Source organism: Serratia plymuthica NBRC 102599 (assembly GCF_001590925.1).
Lineage (GTDB): Bacteria > Pseudomonadota > Gammaproteobacteria > Enterobacterales > Enterobacteriaceae > Serratia > Serratia plymuthica.
Genome location: NZ_BCTU01000027.1, coordinates 14849 through 33661, shown reverse-complemented (window position 1 = coordinate 33661; position 18813 = coordinate 14849). Strand labels below are relative to the sequence as shown.

General features: G+C 53.1%; 18 protein-coding genes and 1 pseudogene. 8 read left to right on the top strand and 11 right to left on the bottom strand.

Translation table 11 applies throughout. The annotated features are described in order from the left end of the window. Window positions 1–4 precede the first annotated feature (4 nt). Entirely contained in the window at window positions 5–706 is a 702-nt protein-coding gene (locus tag SPL01S_RS18695; protein WP_063202132.1) for a trehalose-6-phosphate synthase, read from the top strand. 1 nt (window position 707) lies between these two features. Here SPL01S_RS18695 and sfnG read toward each other — a convergent pair whose 3' ends face one another. After that, complete coding sequence (gene sfnG, locus SPL01S_RS18690; RefSeq protein WP_063202129.1) at window positions 708–1799, bottom strand: dimethylsulfone monooxygenase SfnG; 1092 nt, start codon at window positions 1797–1799, stop codon at window positions 708–710. Window positions 1800–2260: 461 nt separating this feature from the next. Here sfnG and SPL01S_RS18685 point away from each other — a divergent pair, with 461 nt between their 5' ends. The 3 genes from SPL01S_RS18685 to yjiA all read left to right on the top strand — a co-directional run bounded on the left by SPL01S_RS18685 (window position 2261) and on the right by yjiA (window position 5820). Beyond that, entirely contained in the window at window positions 2261–4441 is a 2181-nt protein-coding gene (locus SPL01S_RS18685; RefSeq protein WP_013811350.1) for a carbon starvation CstA family protein, read from the top strand. 190 nt (window positions 4442–4631) lie between these two features. Then, window positions 4632–4835: a YbdD/YjiX family protein gene (locus tag SPL01S_RS18680; RefSeq protein ID WP_004953088.1), complete on the top strand. Its 204-nt coding sequence runs from the start codon at window positions 4632–4634 to the stop codon at window positions 4833–4835. A gap of 22 nt (window positions 4836–4857) precedes the next feature. After that, window positions 4858–5820, top strand: coding sequence for a GTPase (yjiA, locus tag SPL01S_RS18675; RefSeq protein WP_063202126.1), 963 nt, complete (start codon window positions 4858–4860; stop codon window positions 5818–5820). Between the two features lie 23 nt (window positions 5821–5843). On the opposite strand, the gene SPL01S_RS18670 is transcribed toward yjiA, so the two are convergent. Next, on the bottom strand, window positions 5844–6866 hold the full coding sequence (locus SPL01S_RS18670; protein WP_147424924.1) for a LacI family DNA-binding transcriptional regulator: 1023 nt from the start codon (window positions 6864–6866) through the stop codon (window positions 5844–5846). A gap of 285 nt (window positions 6867–7151) precedes the next feature. Here SPL01S_RS18670 and ascF point away from each other — a divergent pair, with 285 nt between their 5' ends. Beyond that, window positions 7152–8597, top strand: a complete 1446-nt coding sequence (ascF, locus tag SPL01S_RS18665) for a PTS cellobiose/arbutin/salicin transporter subunit IIBC (RefSeq protein ID WP_063202120.1) — start codon at window positions 7152–7154, stop codon at window positions 8595–8597. Between the two features lie 16 nt (window positions 8598–8613). Then, complete coding sequence (locus SPL01S_RS18660; protein ID WP_063202117.1) at window positions 8614–10044, top strand: 6-phospho-beta-glucosidase; 1431 nt, start codon at window positions 8614–8616, stop codon at window positions 10042–10044. A gap of 128 nt (window positions 10045–10172) precedes the next feature. Here the strand turns inward: SPL01S_RS18660 and SPL01S_RS18655 are convergent, their stop codons facing one another. Continuing rightward, a complete protein-coding gene (locus SPL01S_RS18655) occupies window positions 10173–10985 on the bottom strand; it encodes an HNH endonuclease (RefSeq protein ID WP_063202113.1) in 813 nt (270 codons plus the stop codon). A gap of 313 nt (window positions 10986–11298) precedes the next feature. Between SPL01S_RS18655 and SPL01S_RS25855 the strand changes: the two are divergent. Then, window positions 11299–11349 (top strand): annotated as a pseudogene (locus SPL01S_RS25855) (hypothetical protein); the annotation flags it as partial. Between the two features lie 84 nt (window positions 11350–11433). Further along, complete coding sequence (locus SPL01S_RS18645; RefSeq protein ID WP_063202107.1) at window positions 11434–11751, top strand: hypothetical protein; 318 nt, start codon at window positions 11434–11436, stop codon at window positions 11749–11751. A 173-nt stretch (window positions 11752–11924) separates the two neighbouring features. Here the strand turns inward: SPL01S_RS18645 and SPL01S_RS18640 are convergent, their stop codons facing one another. From SPL01S_RS18640 to SPL01S_RS18605, 8 genes are all read right to left on the bottom strand, one after another. Further along, window positions 11925–12905, bottom strand: coding sequence for a DUF4928 family protein (locus tag SPL01S_RS18640; RefSeq protein WP_063202103.1), 981 nt, complete (start codon window positions 12903–12905; stop codon window positions 11925–11927). After that, complete coding sequence (locus SPL01S_RS18635; protein WP_232246035.1) at window positions 12905–14176, bottom strand: DNA cytosine methyltransferase; 1272 nt, start codon at window positions 14174–14176, stop codon at window positions 12905–12907. Before SPL01S_RS18635 ends, SPL01S_RS18640 begins: the two co-directional genes overlap by 1 nt. Window positions 14177–14988: 812 nt before the next feature. Beyond that, complete coding sequence (locus tag SPL01S_RS18630; protein WP_063202100.1) at window positions 14989–16287, bottom strand: type II toxin-antitoxin system HipA family toxin; 1299 nt, start codon at window positions 16285–16287, stop codon at window positions 14989–14991. Between the two features lie 2 nt (window positions 16288–16289). After that, window positions 16290–16538 carry a helix-turn-helix domain-containing protein gene (locus SPL01S_RS18625; protein ID WP_004953056.1) on the bottom strand — a complete coding sequence of 83 codons (249 nt, stop codon included), beginning with the start codon at window positions 16536–16538 and terminating at the stop codon, window positions 16290–16292. A gap of 206 nt (window positions 16539–16744) precedes the next feature. Then, complete coding sequence (locus SPL01S_RS18620; protein ID WP_063202097.1) at window positions 16745–17446, bottom strand: hypothetical protein; 702 nt, start codon at window positions 17444–17446, stop codon at window positions 16745–16747. A gap of 55 nt (window positions 17447–17501) precedes the next feature. Then, window positions 17502–17882 (bottom strand): putative T6SS immunity periplasmic lipoprotein, encoded by a 381-nt coding sequence (locus tag SPL01S_RS18615; protein ID WP_073972075.1) that lies wholly within the window; start codon window positions 17880–17882, stop codon window positions 17502–17504. Window positions 17883–17953: 71 nt separating this feature from the next. Beyond that, window positions 17954–18373, bottom strand: coding sequence for a putative T6SS immunity periplasmic lipoprotein (locus SPL01S_RS18610; RefSeq protein ID WP_063202090.1), 420 nt, complete (start codon window positions 18371–18373; stop codon window positions 17954–17956). A 14-nt stretch (window positions 18374–18387) separates the two neighbouring features. After that, window positions 18388–18768 carry a putative T6SS immunity periplasmic lipoprotein gene (locus SPL01S_RS18605; RefSeq protein ID WP_073972074.1) on the bottom strand — a complete coding sequence of 127 codons (381 nt, stop codon included), beginning with the start codon at window positions 18766–18768 and terminating at the stop codon, window positions 18388–18390. Between the last annotated feature and the right edge of the window lie 45 nt (window positions 18769–18813).

Sequence of the window (18813 nt, the reverse complement as noted above, 5' to 3'; positions counted from 1 at the left end):
CACCATGTCCCGTTTGGTTTTGATCTCGAATAAGCAGTGTGACAGCAAGGATCTGGCCTGCGCCACGCAGGCCCTTTCGCCCGACGGCGCGAATGAGGCGGATCGGGGATTGTGGCTGGGCTGGAACGGCGACGTGCAGAACTTTGGCGAGCGCCCGGTCTGCTATCGGCACAATGCCGGCTATGAACAGGTGACTTTCCCGCTGTCTGTCGATGAGTTTTGCCGCCACTATCAGGGCTATTATCACGATGGGCTGTGGCCGGTGTTCCACAACCAGCCGGAGAAAGCGCATTTCACGCCGGAGAATTACCGGGCTTACCGGCAGCTCAACCTGCATTTCGCCGACATCGCCTGCGAGTATGTTTGCCCAAGCGACATCATCTGCATCGATGATTACCAGTTGCTGCCCTGCGGCCAGGCGCTGAAGGAACAAGGGTTGCTGAACCCGTGCGCGTTCTTCTTTCACCTGCCGTTCCCGTCGGCGGCGCTGCTCAGGCAGATCCCCGAGCACCGCGGGTTAATCGAGTCGCTGTTTTTCTATGATCTGATCGGTTTTCAGGCGCTCGATGACCGTAATAACTTCCTCAGCTATCTGGCCAACGAGTACCCGCTGGAGATGCTGCCCGACGACCAGTTGCAGGTTAACGGGCACATCTTCGCCACCGGCCTCTTCCCGGCCGGGATCAACGCCAGAAAGATTTACTGATTCAGGCTGCCGCCCGCTGGCGTTCCAGTTCACGCACCAGCGGGATCACTTCTCTGCCGAAGAACTCCACCTCTTCCTGGAAATGCAGAAACGCCAGCAGCATCAGGTTCACCCCGGCGTCTTTCAGCGCGATGATGCGCTCGGCGATCTGCTGCGGGGTGCCGATCAGGTTGGTTTTAAAGCCGTCGTTGTACTGCACCAGATCCTCGAAGCTGGATTTGGCCCAGTTGCCTTCGCCCTCCGGCGACGCCGCCCCGGCGTTCTTCACTTCATGCTCGAAGCCTTTCACCGCCGCCGGATTGGCGTGGTCGATGATCTCCTGCAATACCGCCTGCGCTGCTTGCTCGGTGTCGCGCGCAATGACAAAACCGTTCACCCCGACCTTCACGCGGTGATGGTTGGCCGTCGCCTTGGTCTGGAGATCGTCCACCTGCTGCTTGATGCCCTCGACGCTGTTGCCGTTGGTGAAATACCAGTCCGACACCCGCGCCGCCATGTCGCGCGCTGCCCGTGAGCTGCCGCCCTGGAAAATCTCCGGCAGCGGATCCAGCGGTTTGGGTTTGAGCGAGTAGTCGCGATAGCGATAAAAATCGCCGGCGAAGGTGAAGCTGGGCTCGGTCCAGATGCCGCGCAGGCAGCGGATAAACTCTTCCGAACGCAGGTAGCGCTCCTCGTGATCCAGCCAGGGCTCGCCGATGGCCTTGAACTCGCCGCGGAACCAGCCGCTGACGATATTGACCGCAATGCGCGCATCGGACAGGTGGCTGATGGTGGCGATCTGCTTGGCTGCCAGCGTGGGGTTCCACGGCCCCGGCAGCAGCGCGGCGATCACCTTGAGCCTTGAGGTGGAATCCAGCAGCGCCTGCGAGAACGCTACCGATTCATGCTGATTATCCGCCCCGTAACCGGCGGTGAAGCGGATTTGGGTCAGCGCGTAGTCAAAACCGGCGCGCTCGGCGATTTGCGCCAGCTTGCGGTTGTAGCCGATATCCCAGCCGGTACGCTGCGGGATGTTGCTGATCACCAGCCCACCGGACACGTTCGGCACCCAGTAGGCAAACTGGATGGGCTGCTGCTCGTTCGATTTGGACATGCTTCCTCTCCCTTTTTCTGAATGTCGGTGCCGTTATGCGGCGTTTATATAACCATTATTGATTTATAGATATTGAATAACGCAATTTGGTTATAAACCGATTAGCAGGATGCGTGCCAAGGCTTGTGGCACGGGATGTGGTTGAAAAATTTGGTAATCCAGATTCGTAAGCCCATCGCTGACTGCTGCATTGGCAGCAGCGGCTGTCGGGTAAGTGTTGCCCATGCAGCAGGTTTGCCGACACGCCCCCCAACCGCTCACCTGCCCATTTCAACCGTTCACCCAGCGCAGGGAACCGCTGACTGAAATTCACATGTCTTCCCTTTCCCTAACCCGCAATGATGAGCTGTTGCCAAACCTACGGCTCCACCGTTATTCGCACCCGGGCCACGCGCCTGAAACATCTTATAAGCGGATTAACTCACTCATTTTTTTGCAGATTAGAATATTAAGGACACCTCATGAACCGAGAGGGGATTTTAAAACACATTCCGTGGATGCTACTGGGGATACTCGGTGCTTCCTGCCTGGGCGTGGTGGCGCTGCGCCGTGGCGAAAACATCAGTGCGCTGTGGATCATCGTCGCGTCGGTGGCGGTGTATCTGGTGGCGTACCGGTATTACAGCCTGTATATCGCCACCAAGGTGATGAAGCTGGACGCCTTCCGCGCCACCCCGGCGGTGGTCAACAACGACGGCCTGAACTACGTGCCGACCAACAAGAACGTGCTGTTCGGCCACCACTTCGCCGCCATTGCCGGCGCAGGCCCGCTGGTCGGCCCGGTGCTGGCGGCGCAGGTCGGTTACTTGCCCGGCACACTGTGGCTGCTGGGTGGCGTGGTGCTGGCGGGGGCGGTGCAGGACTTTATGGTGCTGTTCATCTCCTCGCGCCGCAACGGCGCTTCGCTCGGCGAGATCATCAAAAAGGAAATGGGCCCGGTGCCGGGCACCATCGCGCTGTTCGGCTGCTTCCTGATCATGATCATCATCCTGGCGGTGCTGGCCCTGATCGTGGTGAAAGCCCTGGCGGAAAGCCCGTGGGGCGTGTTCACCGTCTGCGCCACCGTGCCGATCGCGCTGTTTATGGGCATTTACATGCGCTTCCTGCGCCCCGGCCGGGTGGGTGAAGTGTCGGTGATTGGCATTGTGCTGCTGGTGGCGTCCATCTGGTTCGGCGGCGTTATCGCCCAGGACCCGTACTGGGGCCCGGCGCTGACCTTTAAAGACACCACCATCACCTTCACGCTGATTGGCTATGCGTTCGTCTCCGCCTTGCTGCCGGTGTGGCTGATCCTGGCGCCGCGCGATTATCTGGCCACCTTCCTGAAGATTGGCGTGATTGTCGGGCTGGCGATTGGCATCGTGATCCTCAACCCTGAGCTGAAAATGCCGGCGGTGACGCAGTTTGTCGACGGCACCGGCCCGGTGTGGAAAGGCTCGGTGTTCCCGTTCCTGTTCATCACCATCGCCTGCGGCGCGGTTTCCGGCTTCCATGCGTTGATCGCATCCGGCACCACGCCGAAGCTGCTGGCCAATGAAAAAGACGCGCGCTTTATCGGTTACGGCGCGATGCTGATGGAATCCTTCGTCGCCATCATGGCGCTGGTGGCGGCTTCGATCATCGAACCGGGCCTGTACTTCGCCATGAACACTCCACCGGCGGCATTGGGCATCACCATGCCGGACCTGCACCGTTTGGGCACCGAAGACGCGCCGATGATCATGGCGTCGCTCAAAGACGTGACCGCCCACGCGGCGGCGACCGTCAGTTCCTGGGGCTTCGTCATCAGCCCGGAACAGATCCTGCAAACCGCCAAGGACATCGGGGAGCCTTCGGTGCTGAACCGCGCCGGTGGCGCGCCAACGCTGGCGGTGGGCATCGCCCACGTGTTCCACCAGATCATCCCTGGCGCCAATATGGGCTTCTGGTATCACTTCGGCATTCTGTTCGAAGCGCTGTTTATCCTGACCGCGTTGGACGCCGGCACCCGTTCCGGCCGCTTTATGCTGCAGGACTTGCTGGGCAACTTTGCGCCCTTCCTGAAAAAAACCGACTCGTTGGTGGCCGGTATCGTCGGCACCGCCGGTTGCGTGGGGCTGTGGGGCTACCTGCTGTACCAAGGGGTGGTCGATCCGCTCGGCGGCGTGAAGAGCCTGTGGCCGCTGTTCGGCATCTCCAACCAGATGCTGGCGGCCGTGGCGCTGGTGTTGGGCACCGTGGTGCTGATCAAGATGAAGCGCACCCAATACATTTGGGTCACCGTGCTGCCGGCGGTGTGGCTGCTGATCTGCACCACCTATGCGCTGGGCCTGAAGCTGTTTAGCGACAACCCGCAGCTGGAAGGCTTCTTCTTCCAGGCCGGCGAGTACAAACGCAAAATCGCCGAGGGCGGCGCCGAGCTGAGCGCCCAACAGGTGGCGAACATGCAGCATATCGTGGTGAACAACTACACCAACGCCGGGCTGAGCATTCTGTTCCTGCTGGTGGTGTACAGCATCATCTTCTACGGGGTGAAAACCGCGATGGCGGCGTATAAAAACCCGAACCGCAGCGACCAGGAAACGCCGTACGTGCCGGTGCCCGAAGAAGCGCCATCCCACGGCGTAACTGAGGGGGACGTCAAAGTTTCGCCGCAGCACTGATGGTGATTTAACGGATACCCTGCATAATGAAAGCTAAGTAGTACCCAATGGATTTCGAGCCGCAACAAGGCGGCAAATGAGCGCCCCCCAGGAGCTTACACAAGTAAGTGACTGGGGTTCGTGAGTGCAGCCAACACCGCTGCGGCTCGAAAGACGACGGGTACGCAGGGTAATTTTTTGGGAGAAGGCCATGTTCGGAAATCTCGGCCAGGCGGGGAAATATCTCGGGCAGGCGGCGCGCATGTTGGTGGGCGTGCCTGACTACGATACCTACGTCCAGCACATGAAAGACAACCACCCGGACAAGCCGGTGATGACCTATAAAGAGTTTTTCCGCGAACGCCAGCAGGCCCGCTACGGCGGCGACGGCAAAGGCGGCATGCGCTGCTGCTGATTTGAGTCAATAAGGACCCGACATGAAACCCATCGCCGTCACCATTTTGACCGGCTTTTTGGGCGCAGGCAAAACCACCCTGCTGCGCCATATTCTGAACGCCGACCACGGCTACAAGATTGCGGTTATCGAAAACGAGTTCGGCGAAGTGCCGATCGACAGCGCGCTGATTGGCGACCGCGCCAGCCGCATCACCACCCTGAGCAACGGCTGCATCTGCTGCAGCAAAGCCAACGAACTGGCCGACGCGCTGCTGGATCTGCTGGACGGCGTAGACAGCGGCCAGTTGGCATTCGACCGGCTAATCATCGAATGCACCGGCATGGCCGACCCCGGCCCGATCACCCAGACCTTTTTCTCGCATGAGCTCATTTGCGAACGCTTCCTGCTGGACGGCATCATCACGCTGGTGGACGCCGCGCATGCCGATCAACAACTGAACCAGTTCAGCATCGCGCAGGCGCAGGTGGGCTACGCCGACCGCATTCTGCTGAGCAAAACCGACGTAGCGCCGGACTGCGAGGCGCTGACCCAACGCCTGCAGCTGATGAACGCCCGCGCGCCGGTTTACACCGTGACGCACGGCGATATCGACCTGAGCCTGCTGTTCGGCATCGAAGGCTTTACGCTCAACGACAGGCTGAACCTGACGCCGCCCGCCCCGCTGTTCCGCCGCATTCCGCAGCCGCAGAACAACATTCGGTCGATCGTGGTGTACCACGACCAGCCGCTGGAACTGATGCAGATTTCCGAAGTGATGGAAGGCCTGCTGCTGGAATACGCCGACAGCCTGCTACGCTACAAGGGCATTTTGTCGATCAGGGATGAACCGCGCCGGCTGCTGTTCCAGGGCGTGCAACGGCTGTATAACGCCGACTGGGACCGCGAGTGGCTGCCCGAGGAAGAGCGCCGCAGTACGCTGGTGTTTATTGGCGTGGATTTGCCGGAGGAGGAGATTCGGGGACGGTTTGCCGACCTGGCATAACCTTAAGTTCACCAGGCTGCGCCTTACCCCTTCTGCAAATGCGGCCCCGCCGCCACCGAGTCGCGCAGGATCAGGCTCGCCGGGAAGGTCGGGCGTTTGCTCAGCTCGCCGCCGTCCAGCATCGACACCAGGCGGTTGATGGTTTCCTTAATCATCTCGGTTACCGGCATTTTCATGCTGGAGAGCGAGGGAATGGTGTAAGGCGCCAGCGGGATATCGTCGAACCCTATCACCGACACGGCGGACGGCACCGGGATTTGGCATTCCGCCAGCCGCTTCATGGCGCCGATGGCCATTTCGTCGTTGCTGGCGACGATGGCGCTGAACGCGTGGCCGCCGGCCAGCAGCGCATCGACCGCCGCCATGCCGCTTTGCGCATTCCACTTGCCTTCGACAATCAACGCGTTGTTGACCTCAATGCCCTGCTCCGCCAACGCGGCTTTGTAGCCGGAGAGCCGCTCCAGCCCGGTGGGCGAATCCAGCGAGCCGGTGATGAACGCGATATCGCGATGCCCCAGTTGGATGAGGTGTGCCACCGCAGCAGCACTGGTGGCGTGCTGATCGCTGAAGATGCAGTAGCTGTCGTTCAGCCTTAAGCGACGGTTGATGACCAGGATCGGCTGTTTGTGTTGGGAGATGATCTCGTCCATTTGCGCGATAGAGAGAAAACGCGGGTAGATGATCACCCCGTCGCAGCGCAGATCCAGCAGGAATTGAATGGCGGCCTTTTCTTCTTCTGCGGTGTGCTTGCCGTCCGCCAGGATCAGCTGACGGCCGTTTTCTTCCATGATGCGGGCGGACTGAGACATCAGCTCGCTGAAGTAGTTACCGCTGTACAGCGTGTTGGTGACCACCAGCCCGATGGTCTGAGTGGTTTTCGTCGCCAGATTGCGTGCCAGCAGGTTGGGCCGATAACCCGTCTCGGCGATGGCTTTATCCACCAGCTCGCGCTTCTCCGGGCTGACATAGCCGCTGCCGGACAACACGCGGGATACCGTCGCCTTAGAAACGCCGGCCTTTTTAGCCACCTCAAGTATTGTTGCCATCTGTGCGCCGTCAAAATCCATTGGATGAGCGCAGTCTACCCAAGACGCCCCCCGTTTGAAATGTTTTCACGCCCGCCGGTGCGAGCGCTCCTGATCTAAAAGTGACCAGCTTCACGAAACGAAAAACCAAAAAATCATAATTCTTGCCAACGATAAAATACACCTTCATGATTTTGTGAAACCGGTTTCTTATGGGCGTTTCATTGAGATGGAACGGCGGATCGCCCAGGCAGTAAAAATTCGCCTTTGGGCAATCCGAATTCATATCTTAAGAGACGATATTTCATGCCGAAGAACTACACAGAGATCTCGCAGGCAATCGTGAATGCGGTGGGCGGCCCCGGCAACATCGACGCCGTGACGCACTGCATGACCCGCCTGAGATTCGTTGTTAAAGACAAGGCGCTGATCGACATCCCCGCGCTCAAAGCGATTAATGGCGTGCTGGGCGTGGTGCACAGCGGCGAGCAGTGCCAGGTGATCATCGGCAACGAGGTATCGAAAGCCTACCAGGCGGTGCTGGCACTCGGCCTGCCGGGTAACACTCCTGCCGCCGCGCCCGCAAAACGCAAAATCACCCTGAAAGGCATCGGCGCCGGCATTCTCGATGCGCTGGTGGGCACCATGTCGCCGTTGATCCCCGCCATTATCGGCGGCTCGATGGTGAAGCTGTTGGCGATGATGCTGGATATGGCCGGCGTGTTCGAAAAAGGCTCCTCGACCCTGATCATCCTGAACGTGATCGGCGACGGCGCGTTCTTCTTCCTGCCGGTGATGGTCGCGGCCTCTGCGGCGCTGAAGTTCAAAACCAACATGTCGCTGGCGATCGCCATTGCCGGCGTGCTGCTGCACCCCAACTTTATCGATCTGATGGCCAAAGCGGCGCAGGGCCAGGCCGTGGAGTTCGCCTACATCCCGGTGACGGCGGTGAAATACACCTATACGGTGATCCCGGCACTGGTGATGACCTGGATCCTGTCGTATATCGAACGATGGGTTGACCACATCACCCCGGCGGTGACCAAAAACTTCCTCAAACCGATGCTGATTGTGCTGATTGCCGCGCCGATCGCGATTGTGTTTATCGGCCCGCTGGGCATCTGGATCGGCAGCGGTATTTCGGCGCTGGTGTACACCGTGCACGGCTATTTGGGCTGGCTTTCCGTCGCCATTATGGGCGCCATCTGGCCGCTGCTGGTGATGACCGGCATGCACCGCGTGTTCACCCCGACCATTATTCAGACCATCGCCGAAACCGGCAAAGAAGGCATGGTGATGCCTTCGGAGATCGGCGCCAACCTGTCGCTCGGCGGCTCTTCGCTGGCCGTGGCGTTTAAAACCAAGAACCGCGAACTGCGCCAGACCGCGCTGGCCGCTGCTGCCTCCGCCATTGTGGCGGGGATTTCCGAACCGGCGCTGTATGGCGTGGCGGTGCGGCTTAAACGGCCGTTAATCGCCAGCCTGATCAGCGGCTTTGTCTGCGGTGCCGTCGCCGGTATCGGCGGGCTGGCCAGCCATTCGATGGCCTCGCCCGGCCTGTTCACCAGCGTGCAGTTTTTTGACCCGACGAACCCGATGAGCATTGTCTGGGTGGGCGGCGTAATGCTGCTTTCCGTGGTGCTGTCGTTTGTGCTCACGCTGGTCTTGGGGTTCGAAGACATTCCGGAAAGCGAAGCAACCAGCCCGGCGGCCACTGCGCCTACGGCGAATACCGCTAACGCGACCCATTGAGAAAATTGAGGATTTCATGTCTGATTCAACATTCCCGCAAGGGTTTTTATGGGGAGGTGCCTTGGCCGCCAACCAGTCTGAAGGGGGTTATCTGGAGGGCGGGAAAGGGCTGACCACGGTCGACATGATCCCGCATGGCGCCAACCGCATGCCGGTGAAGCTGGGCCTGGAGAAGCGCTTTACCCTGCGCGAAGACGAGTTTTACCCGAGCCACGACGCGATCGATTTTTACCATCGCTACCGCGACGACATCGCGCTGATGGCGGAGATGGGCTTTAGCGTATTCCGTACCTCCATCGCCTGGAGCCGGCTTTACCCGAACGGCGACGAGTTGACGCCCAACCCGCAGGGCATTGCGTTCTACCGCGCGCTGTTTGAGGAGTGCCGCAAATACGGCATCGAGCCGCTGGTCACCCTGTGCCATTTCGACGTGCCGATGCACCTGGTGACCGAATACGGCTCCTGGCGCAACCGCAAGATGGTGGAGTTTTTCACCCGTTATGCCCGCACCTGCTTCGAAGCCTTCGACGGGTTGGTGAAATACTGGCTCACCTTCAATGAGATCAACATTCTGCTGCACAGCCCGTTCTCCGGCGCCGGGCTGGTGTTCGAAGCCGACGAAAACCCCGAGCAGGTAAAATACCAGGCCGCGCACCACGAACTGGTGGCCAGCGCGCTGGCGACCCGCATCGCGCATGAGGTGAACCCCGCCAACCAGGTGGGCTGCATGCTGGCGGGCGGCAATTTCTATCCGTGGTCCAGCAAGCCGGAAGACGTGTGGGCCGCGCTGGAGAAAGACCGCGAGAACCTGTTCTTTATCGACGTGCAGGCCCGCGGCGCTTACCCCTCTTACTCCGCCAGGGTGTTCCGCGAAAAAGGCGTTAGCATCGCGATGGAGGAAGGCGACACCGAGATCCTGAAGAACACGGTCGATTTCGTCTCCTTTAGTTATTACGCCTCGCGCTGCGCCTCTGCCGATATGAACGACAACAACAGCAGCGCCGCCAACGTGGTGAAATCGCTGGCGAACCCGCACGTGCCGCGCAGCGACTGGGGCTGGGGCATCGACCCGCTGGGTTTGCGCATCACCATGAACATGATGTACGACCGCTACCAAAAACCGCTGTTCCTGGTGGAAAACGGCCTGGGCGCACACGACGAGTTCAATGCCGCAGGCGAGATTGAGGACGATTACCGCATCAGCTACCTGCGGGAGCACATCCGCGCCATGGCCGACGCCATCGCCGACGGCGTGCCGGTGATCGGCTACACCACCTGGGGCTGCATTGACCTGGTGGCAGCCTCGACCGGGGAAATGAGCAAACGCTACGGCTTTGTTTACGTCGACCGCGACGACCACGGCAACGGCACCCTCGCCCGCACGCGCAAAAAATCCTTCTGGTGGTATAAGAAGGTGATTGCGAGCAATGGGGCGGATTTGGGGTGATGGGTTTGTAAGTTCATTGAATAAGGCTGCAGATTTGCAGCCTTATTGATTTGATGGGGAGTTGGCTCTAGTGTTTTGAGGTAGTATGACCGCTCAACCTTGGCGCAGATTACGTCGTAAGCTCAGACTCACCCCTTCTGCTGCTGGATCATTTCTTTGAGTTCATCAATAGAGAGGGTTCTATCTTTTTTACGATGGATGATGCTGTGGCAATTAGCGCAGACCGGCACCAAATCTGTAGCTGGATTAACGGGTTTCTCACCGCCAAGCTCCGAGACCGGCAACAAATGATGGATGTGGATAAATCCCTCTGCATACTCACCATAAAATGCCTTGAAGTTGAAACCGCAGACGCAACATGTAGTGCCATGTAATTTCACTGCTTGGTTCTTTAACAGCGGCTTACGTTCGTACTTGGTCGTGAAGTAGCTGATTTTTGCACCTTCAAAATGGGTTGCTTCCGACTCAAAACTGTCGTTGTAATCCCCTTCCTCTTCCACTGCCTTCTCTTCCGGCATTACTACTGCACTAAGCTCTGCATGCTCTACTATCGTGTTAAATATTTCTTCGGTTATGGGGCGTACGCCATCGTACCAATAGTTTGATTCGCGATTAGAAGGAATCGACTCAAAGTAGCTTTCACCCTTCTTTGCCAACACAGCCTCAGTGAAGGGCTGAAAGTCAGTCACCACAGCATACAAATCGCCACGTTTTGCTTTGGGGTCCGGATAGACACTATCAATGGTAGCTATCGCAAAATAATGTGGTTTATCAGAAAGCCGCAGCGGCCGATAACTCCTATCCTTAATCTGGCCTTTGTAGTAGACCACGCGAGTTCCAGGTGTGAGCATTTTTGCGTAACGCTTAGGGATGTGATACTCCACGCCGGGCTTATCATTCCATTTGGATTTGTCCATCTCTGCAATTACGGCATACAACATACGAATACTCACAGCAAAAAAATAATTTTAGTGAATATATCGTAACCTATCGACATTGCAAATGTTTCAACGGGTTTCCATTGATTAAGATATTGAGACCATAAGTAAATGGGGTATATAAATTAATTGCTGCGATCTCTATTCCAATATTGGCAGTAACTACCTGTAAATTTAGACAGGCTATTTTATCGCCAATGGCACAACGATATAATTTTCCTCGCTGCGACAAAATTCGTAGCCGGAGTTAGCGTTCCGAACACATACACTAAGCAGCATTATGTATATAATGCTGGGACCTTGAACATCCAGAATTATGGTGGCCCAGGCGGAGGCTTCGCAAGAAGCGCCGGTTTCCTTAGTGTCCGGTAACGCTAACTCCGTTTGGGCTACCACCATGGGTTTAGCGTCTCATGTGGTAGCAGCGCACCACACTAAGGAGAACAGGCACATGGAAAACACTTTCACATCAGAGCCCACCACTAACACCATCACTCTCTATCGCGAACTCTTCAGCCAACTCAATCTCAGCAAATACAATTCTTCACAGCTCTTAGATTTAGCCGCACTCTCCGCCGAACAGGCCGAAGGGTTATGTCATGGCTTGATGCTGTGCGGTGACCTTATGCAAAACAACCCGCGCCCCGATGACACTCAGTGGGAACAGCTGAATCACTACCTCAATGCAACTGCTCACTTGCTCCCAGCCTTGTGTAATCTTTACGGCCTCGCTCTTAGGGAAATGGAGTATCAGGGGGTTGTCGGTTAAACATTGGTTGAGACCGTACTACATGGGCGAGACCGCTGTAGTTTCGCCCTTATGCCCTCTTGCAAAAACCATAGAACTGACATATCACGATAAATACATTAATTAAGGGAGGTTGGGCTAGCCCCGCATTAACTAGGAGATGCATCAAAATATCAGGGGCAATTTTTATATATTTACTTCTCACCAAGCTCAATTTTCATGCTGAGATCAAGTTCGACGGTTTCAATAATGTGATTATATTCTTCAATAATTCTATGGAGCGTAGCTTTGCGTCCAGCTGCATTGAACTTGCCAAGCTCGATCACATTGGAGGCCAAAAATTGTTCAAATTCTAGAATGTCAACACGACCGTCATATGCACCATTTCTCGAGTTTTCAAGCATAGCCTCTAATACTAACGCCCCCTTAGACGATGTGATTACGAGTGGTTTATATCCACCATCCAGGTTTATAATACATTTAGCAAGCAGGGCTTCGCTGGGCATATTGGTGACATGAATACTCATATCCTCGAAATCAAAATCACCGCTACGACTAGAACCCGAGTCGTTTTGATTGGAATGATGGTGAGTAATGCATCCTTTGCCTAAAAGTACCTCTAATTTTGCACCAACCATGTGCTGCATCAGTGAACCAACAAATTTTGTCCCTGCGCCCTCATTTTGTCTATTTTGGGCCTGCAATAGTATATGACGTATCGCACGGCGAGTCCCCCATTGAGGGTCAATACTTAAGACAAACGGCTTTCGCTCAAAAAACTCTCGGGCCTTGCTGACCCAAAAGAATTCATATTCGTAGAGGTCAATATCGCCGTTTATTTTCTGTTGTTGATTCAATAGATCAATATAATCAATCATCAGTTGCATGCTACCGCGACTCGTCCTGCCCCCTTCACTCGCCAATACCCGCGTTATTCCATACTCATTCAGAATTTTTTGGGTTGCGGCTCCCCCTAGCCCTTTCACTTGGCCTTGTTTACCAGTCTTCCAATCATTATTGTTTAATGGCCATGTAAGACTGCCCGATTTTTGCCTATCAAGAGCTTGACGGTTAATTACCAAAAGGGCTGCTATCGGTCCTTTATTACCGTTAACCGATTTAATTTCAGCAAATAATTCCAATGGTGATCCAATTGCGCTGGAAGGTAAATTCATTATGCTACCTTTTTCTCAACATCCATAGTGACACTCGAGCCGGCTAAAAGAGGCTCAAAAATAAATTTAGCAAGATAACGTACTACAGGAACTGCCACTCCATCACCTGCAATATGGTATGCATCATTGTAGTTACTTGGCAGCTTATAAGTATCAGGTAAACCCATTAACCTAGCAGCCTCTCTTGGAGACAATAAGCGGGAGCGAATTTCTTTCCCTTCAACGATCAAAATGCTTTGTCGGCTAGATCCTCCAGCAGGGGTTCGCAGGCATCCAGCAATACCATCGAAACGTACCTCTGCTCGCTGAATTTTTTCGCCTTTATCGTCTCGTCTAGTGCGCTTGTAGAGTCCGCCAACAATGCGTTTTCCAGATTTTTGGGCCTCTTGAACCTTCAAAAGGTTAGAGTCGGTCATCATTGCCAGCAATTGCTTTGTTTTTTCTGCACTGTCCCATTTTACATCTTTCGGATCATCTTCAATAAGATCAGTGAGTGTTGTTGTCCTTTCTTCGGGAACCGGTAGGTTCCACCATATCCATGATTGTTGTGCTTGTTTTGATAGCCCGTTATAAGCAGTTATCATCCGATCTGGGTGCCAAATGTTAATAGGTGCACTGGAGATCATATTGTGAGGTAACTCGATAGATGGATGTACACCCACGATGAAAACGCGAGGTCGGGATTGTGGAACAAAATGACGAGCATCAATCACCATAGCCCCAAAACGGTAGCCAGCATCAGAGAAAACAGAGCCAATAGACGCGAAGTCCTTTCCTTTGTTTGATGTCATTACGCCGTAGACATTTTCGAGCACGATAACTTGCGGTGCTCGTTTTTCGCTAATCAAATCACGCATCAGTCGCCAAAATGGCCAAAATGTGCCAGACCTAGTTTGATTGCTATCTAGTTCATGACCAATACCTTTGTAACCGCCTGCTAATGATAAGTCTTGGCAGGGGAAAGATGCCCATACTAACTCAGCTTGATCAGGTAATTGTTGGGTTGCGATTTTGTTAATATCCTCGACAAGCAGGTCTGCACCACCATTCCAGTTGTCGCGATAGGCACGGCCTTTCATTGGATTGAAGTCATTAGCAAACAGGCAGTCCCATTCAGACCCCAAACCAGCACGAGCCATACCGCCACCAGCAAAAAATTCGTAAAACCGCGGTCCCTTGCTGGCTGAGTGAGCAGAATGACAGCGCAAGCATTCATTATCACGCTTGATTTTTTCTTCGATAGCCTGGGCGATCCATGCATTCATAGTCATTTTGCCTCCGTCAGTTTGGCACAAGCGGAGGATTTCGTTATATTTATCGCCTGCGATGCGAAGACTAGTTCGATGGTTAGTAGTTATACTCATTGATATACCCTGAAATTGGCGCCAAATTTTGGCTCCTTTTTAAAGGATATCGAACCCAGAAAATCTGTCAATCCGATTCGGAGACATTCATCTAATTTGCCTTAACAAACCAAAAGCTCGACTCAAGAACATGGCGAAGAAGAACCAAAAAACTTCCAGTTTGGTATCGGAAGAAATCTCAGCATTATAATAGCTGTGACCCGAAATCGTGTACGCTCAAAGTGGTAGAGGACGTCGATAAAATCTTGCGTCAGCCCATATAGGCGAAAGCAGCCACCGAAAACAACCTGTTACAAGCGCAACTACGCATTGCACTAGACCCATCCAAGCGTCGTGCCAGTCAGCGGCAGTATTTACCCTTATTCTCCAGGAAACCTAGCTAACCTGTTTCAAATTGGGCGTGCATATATGGTGAGTATGATTTTTCATACAGGAAAATGTACTTCTTACCTCCTGTCCTTCTGTGTTGACTCATTCTACGCCAGCCTTACAACTGCGTGAAAAACGACAAATGACGAGGAAGGCATAGCTGCCTTGCTAGAACTTAGCGAACAGGCAAACAGCCACTTGTTGCAGATACAGGAAGGCCGTGTTTATCAGCCGTGACTGTCCAAGCACACGCTTTTGATGTGATAGCAAAAATCTAAATGGCAGATATAAAAAAGACACCTAACACGGGTGTCTTGATTTTTACGCCATTCAATAACAAACAATCTCCCCTACCCCAGCAACCTCTCGGCCTGCCGCCGAACCCCAGAAAAAATCGCATCACTCACAGAACGGGGAAACTCGTCCGGCAGCATTGCTTCCACATTAGCGATCGCCTGCTCCGTTTGCGCTTTCAGATCAGCCATCACCTGTAGCGTTTTCTCTTCGGAATACCCCACCGCTCTCGCGGTAGAGATAAAGTGCCGAGGCAAGATCTGGCTCCAACGGTAATGGCGGCCCTTCCCAATCGCCGCCATGGCCATTTTGGTTTTCTGTGGTGCAATGCCACGGGCATGCATGAATGGGTAACCCGAGAGCACATCATAAAGTGGAGTCATTCGATAGGCCGTTTCCTGCTCAATGAACAGGCTAAAGTTTTTGGCATGCCCATCAATGGCCGCCAGCATCCAGAAGACGATTTGGCTTTTAAAGAAGGTGTCTCGATCGAGTAATGGCTGTTGAGAACCCATTAACAATTGCATCGCAGCCGCAATACCGGGCCCACCATCAGCCTCATATTTCAGCGCAGGGGCAATGCCTAACGCCTGGCAGAAATCCTCCTGCGGCAAACGAATCAACCAGCTGTTATCCCGCGCCCAACGCCGGTCAAAGCGTTCAACAATCAGAACCTTTTGTTCACCAAAACGCGCCAACTCAGCCTGCGCTACCGGCAGGCCAAACTGTTCTGCAATGCGCAAACATAACCACTCGTTCTCACAGCTTTCGCTGAGATCCAGATTGTTATGCGCGATATGCCCAATGGGCAGTTTTATAATGTGGCTGGTTGGCGTACTCCCCTGTGGCCGATACCACTGATTGCCGAACCAAAGCAGCGCGGTCTTTTCCTGCGCACCCGCCAGAGAGATCCGGAAATCATCCGTACCCGCCACCATGCCCAACGGCGCCTCGCGGTACCCCAGCAGAAGTTGCTCTATTTCTTCGTCACTCACAGGCACGGCGTTCACTTGCTTTACCGGGGCCATATCGGCATGTTCAGGGTAAAGCTGGATCGCCCCCACGCAGTCGCTGCCAATGCTGGAAAGCAGATCAAAAGGCTGTTTGGTTGCCGTTCTAAAACGCGCCTGTAGGCGGCTGCGAATAAACTCGCTGTCCGGCAACAGGTTGTCGAAAAAGTTATACACCACGTCACCGCGAAACGGTTCTGGTTGTAGCGGCAGGGATAACGATATGGCGCGCGCACCGGCTTGTGCCAGCCACTCCTCGTGGTAAACAAACGACATCGCGCCGCCCGCATGCTTTTCCAGCGTCCCTACAACAGTACCATTCAGCGCCACACGTAGCTTGTCCACCCTCACCACTCCTGATCCCAGGTTTTGGGATCGACCGGCTTGCCGCGCGGAGTCACTTGTAGCTCTAAATCCAGCGCAGCAAGCAGTTTGAATAACGTCTCCAGCCGCGTGCCGTCCGGGTTGTTTTCAAACGCGGAAACCGTGGCCTGCTTTAACCCAATGCTGTCAGCAGTTTTGCTTTGGCTTTGGTTACGCTTTTTACGTTCATTACGTAGCGCATGCGCCAACATCTTTGCCGAGGTGATTTTCATTTTATCCTCCCAAGCGGATGAAATGAGTATTATCCCCTATAACGGATAAAGCAAATATTATCCTCTAGAGAGGATAGAAACGGCAGTATCCTCTACCGCGGATAAATTGGCGTAACGTATTGAATGTAGATAAATAAAAATGGGGATGAGCAAAAATCACCTTGAGACGGATTCTTGCTCGTACGATAACTAATGGCACGCTTTAGCTATAGGGTGGGCTTATCCACGAGTTCAGGTTCGCTACACGCGTCTTCAAACTGCTTCCCCAGTACATCTTTCAAAAGATGACATTCTTTACGCGTTGGCACCATTTCCCAAAACGAGCCGAACATAACAATAAGAATTATTGCCATCGTATAAATCAAGATATGCTTCCATAATACTAACGCATCACCCAAATAGATAGAAATGAAAAAGAACAAAAAAGCAAGAGCAATATACTGCAATGCAAAAACAGCAAAAATAGCACACTCAATCCAATACATAGCACCCTGTTTAAAAATCAGAACCCCGTCATTATTTTCTATCCAAAGGCGATATTTTTTAAAAAAAGAAGGCGATATTATATCGCTATTCTTATCTGACAATTTAAAAATCAAGTTTTGTGTGGCAACATCACTAACGCCACACACACGGTATCTAACTATTTTATTTATTTCTATATTAATGCACCTGGCCTCAATACTATCCTTATCTAAGAAACGATATAGGCACTTTAGTTCGCCCAATCGACTATTTTTAATCCCCTTCATAAAACCGACAATCGTTTTAATTCTTAAGAAAACAACAAGTAAAAGAACTGAAGAAATAAAAGTGAAAAACACCTGCCATTGCGATAACTCTCCACTGGACTGCAATCCCCCCAACAACTCTAAAAAAGGACTAACCACATCATTAATTAACCCCATCGCAAACTCCTTTTATATTAATATATCACTGATTTAATTATATAAATTCACGCTACTAATACCACCCTAACATAACCTCCTCCCCACTCTTCCAAACAATAAAATCCGTCATATAAGTATGCAGTGGTGTTCTAACGCTAATGCTATATCCTCCTCCAGGAACAAAATTAAAATCACCAATATCGGGAATACACTTACCGGCCTCAATCTTTATAGGGTTATTAACGTATGACTTTTCGTAGACATAGCTATCGTTACCATCATTCCATATACTAACCTTTAAAATAGACTCATCTTTCCGTAAGTCATTCTCACCTACAAACACGCAAATTTTATTTCCTGCAACCGTCGCCTGAGCTGGCTCCCAATAGACTCTATCCCCCATAGGGCATCCTGAGATAAAAAATGGGAGTACTAATAAAAAACATTTCTTCATAAAACGTCCTTGTAATCGTCAAAATGAATAAAATCCATGACTGAAAAAACTTATCTAACAATCACAGGCATCTAGTTCGTAGGAGTCACTTCAATTACCCCATTATCATTGCGCACACCAAACCCAGCCCCAAACACTCGAGCAGCAGGCTCAATACCCTTACGTCGTTTATCCTGCGAAAGCAAAGTCACCGAAACCCCGTAAGACTTCCCGTCTTCGAATTTGTAGTTAAAGTCAGGAATGCATTTATCCGATGCCACTGCAGGCATCTTGTTATCAGTGAAATTCTTGCCAAAGATATGAGTGGCATTGCCGAGCTCCTCGATAATAACGCCAGATAGCCGTTCATCCCCTTCGGGTTGGACTAGCACACAGACTTTATTATCAAGAGTCGTGACGCTGGCCACGTAGTTCTTCGGCCTTGGATCCTTCATATGCATACAGCCAGAAAGAAAAAAAGCAGAAGTCAATAAAACAATAATTCGCATCATCCCCTCGTTGAAATCTAATCCGCCTTCAACCCAATATTTTCGCCCTTTGCCCCTACGATAAAGCTGGAACGATATGAGTTCAGAGGTGTTCTAACCAGAACCGTGTATCCTTCGCCGGCGATAAAATTAAACTCGCCGATGCCTGGGACACACTTCCCGGCCTCCAACGCCAGCGGGCTGTAGGCGTATGACTTTTCGTAAACGTAGTCATCACCACCATGTTTCCAGACGGCTATCTTTAAAATAGATCCATCTCTTACTATTTCATTTTCATCAAAAAAAACGCAAACTTTGCCATCTACAACCTTACTCTGCGCTGGGTATAAGTTGAATCTATCCCCCATGGGGCAACCTGAAAGAAAAAGAGGCAGAAGAAGTAATAAGTATTTACTCATAATGGCAGCGCTGCACTTCCGAGTATTGGTTAAAATTTTGACAAT

What these genes read in the sequence shown, in the direction of transcription:
- sfnG (WP_063202129.1), bottom strand. Translation starts at nt 1,799, where the DNA reads ATGTCCAAATCGAACGAGCAGCAGCCCATCCAGTTTGCCTACTGGGTG.
- SPL01S_RS18655 (WP_063202113.1), bottom strand. Translation starts at nt 10,985, where the DNA reads ATGTTGTATGCCGTAATTGCAGAGATGGACAAATCCAAATGGAATGAT.
- SPL01S_RS18670 (WP_147424924.1), bottom strand. Translation starts at nt 6,866, where the DNA reads ATGGCAACAATACTTGAGGTGGCTAAAAAGGCCGGCGTTTCTAAGGCG.
- SPL01S_RS18680 (WP_004953088.1), top strand. Translation starts at nt 4,632, where the DNA reads ATGTTCGGAAATCTCGGCCAGGCGGGGAAATATCTCGGGCAGGCGGCG.
- SPL01S_RS18635 (WP_232246035.1), bottom strand. Translation starts at nt 14,176, where the DNA reads ATGACTATGAATGCATGGATCGCCCAGGCTATCGAAGAAAAAATCAAG.
- yjiA (WP_063202126.1), top strand. Translation starts at nt 4,858, where the DNA reads ATGAAACCCATCGCCGTCACCATTTTGACCGGCTTTTTGGGCGCAGGC.
- SPL01S_RS18620 (WP_063202097.1), bottom strand. Translation starts at nt 17,446, where the DNA reads ATGGGGTTAATTAATGATGTGGTTAGTCCTTTTTTAGAGTTGTTGGGG.
- SPL01S_RS18695 (WP_063202132.1), top strand. Translation starts at nt 5, where the DNA reads ATGTCCCGTTTGGTTTTGATCTCGAATAAGCAGTGTGACAGCAAGGAT.
- SPL01S_RS18605 (WP_073972074.1), bottom strand. Translation starts at nt 18,768, where the DNA reads ATGAGTAAATACTTATTACTTCTTCTGCCTCTTTTTCTTTCAGGTTGC.
- SPL01S_RS18645 (WP_063202107.1), top strand. Translation starts at nt 11,434, where the DNA reads ATGGAAAACACTTTCACATCAGAGCCCACCACTAACACCATCACTCTC.
- SPL01S_RS18660 (WP_063202117.1), top strand. Translation starts at nt 8,614, where the DNA reads ATGTCTGATTCAACATTCCCGCAAGGGTTTTTATGGGGAGGTGCCTTG.
- SPL01S_RS18625 (WP_004953056.1), bottom strand. Translation starts at nt 16,538, where the DNA reads ATGAAAATCACCTCGGCAAAGATGTTGGCGCATGCGCTACGTAATGAA.
- ascF (WP_063202120.1), top strand. Translation starts at nt 7,152, where the DNA reads ATGCCGAAGAACTACACAGAGATCTCGCAGGCAATCGTGAATGCGGTG.
- SPL01S_RS18615 (WP_073972075.1), bottom strand. Translation starts at nt 17,882, where the DNA reads ATGAAGAAATGTTTTTTATTAGTACTCCCATTTTTTATCTCAGGATGC.
- SPL01S_RS18685 (WP_013811350.1), top strand. Translation starts at nt 2,261, where the DNA reads ATGAACCGAGAGGGGATTTTAAAACACATTCCGTGGATGCTACTGGGG.
- SPL01S_RS18640 (WP_063202103.1), bottom strand. Translation starts at nt 12,905, where the DNA reads ATGAATTTACCTTCCAGCGCAATTGGATCACCATTGGAATTATTTGCT.
- SPL01S_RS18610 (WP_063202090.1), bottom strand. Translation starts at nt 18,373, where the DNA reads ATGATGCGAATTATTGTTTTATTGACTTCTGCTTTTTTTCTTTCTGGC.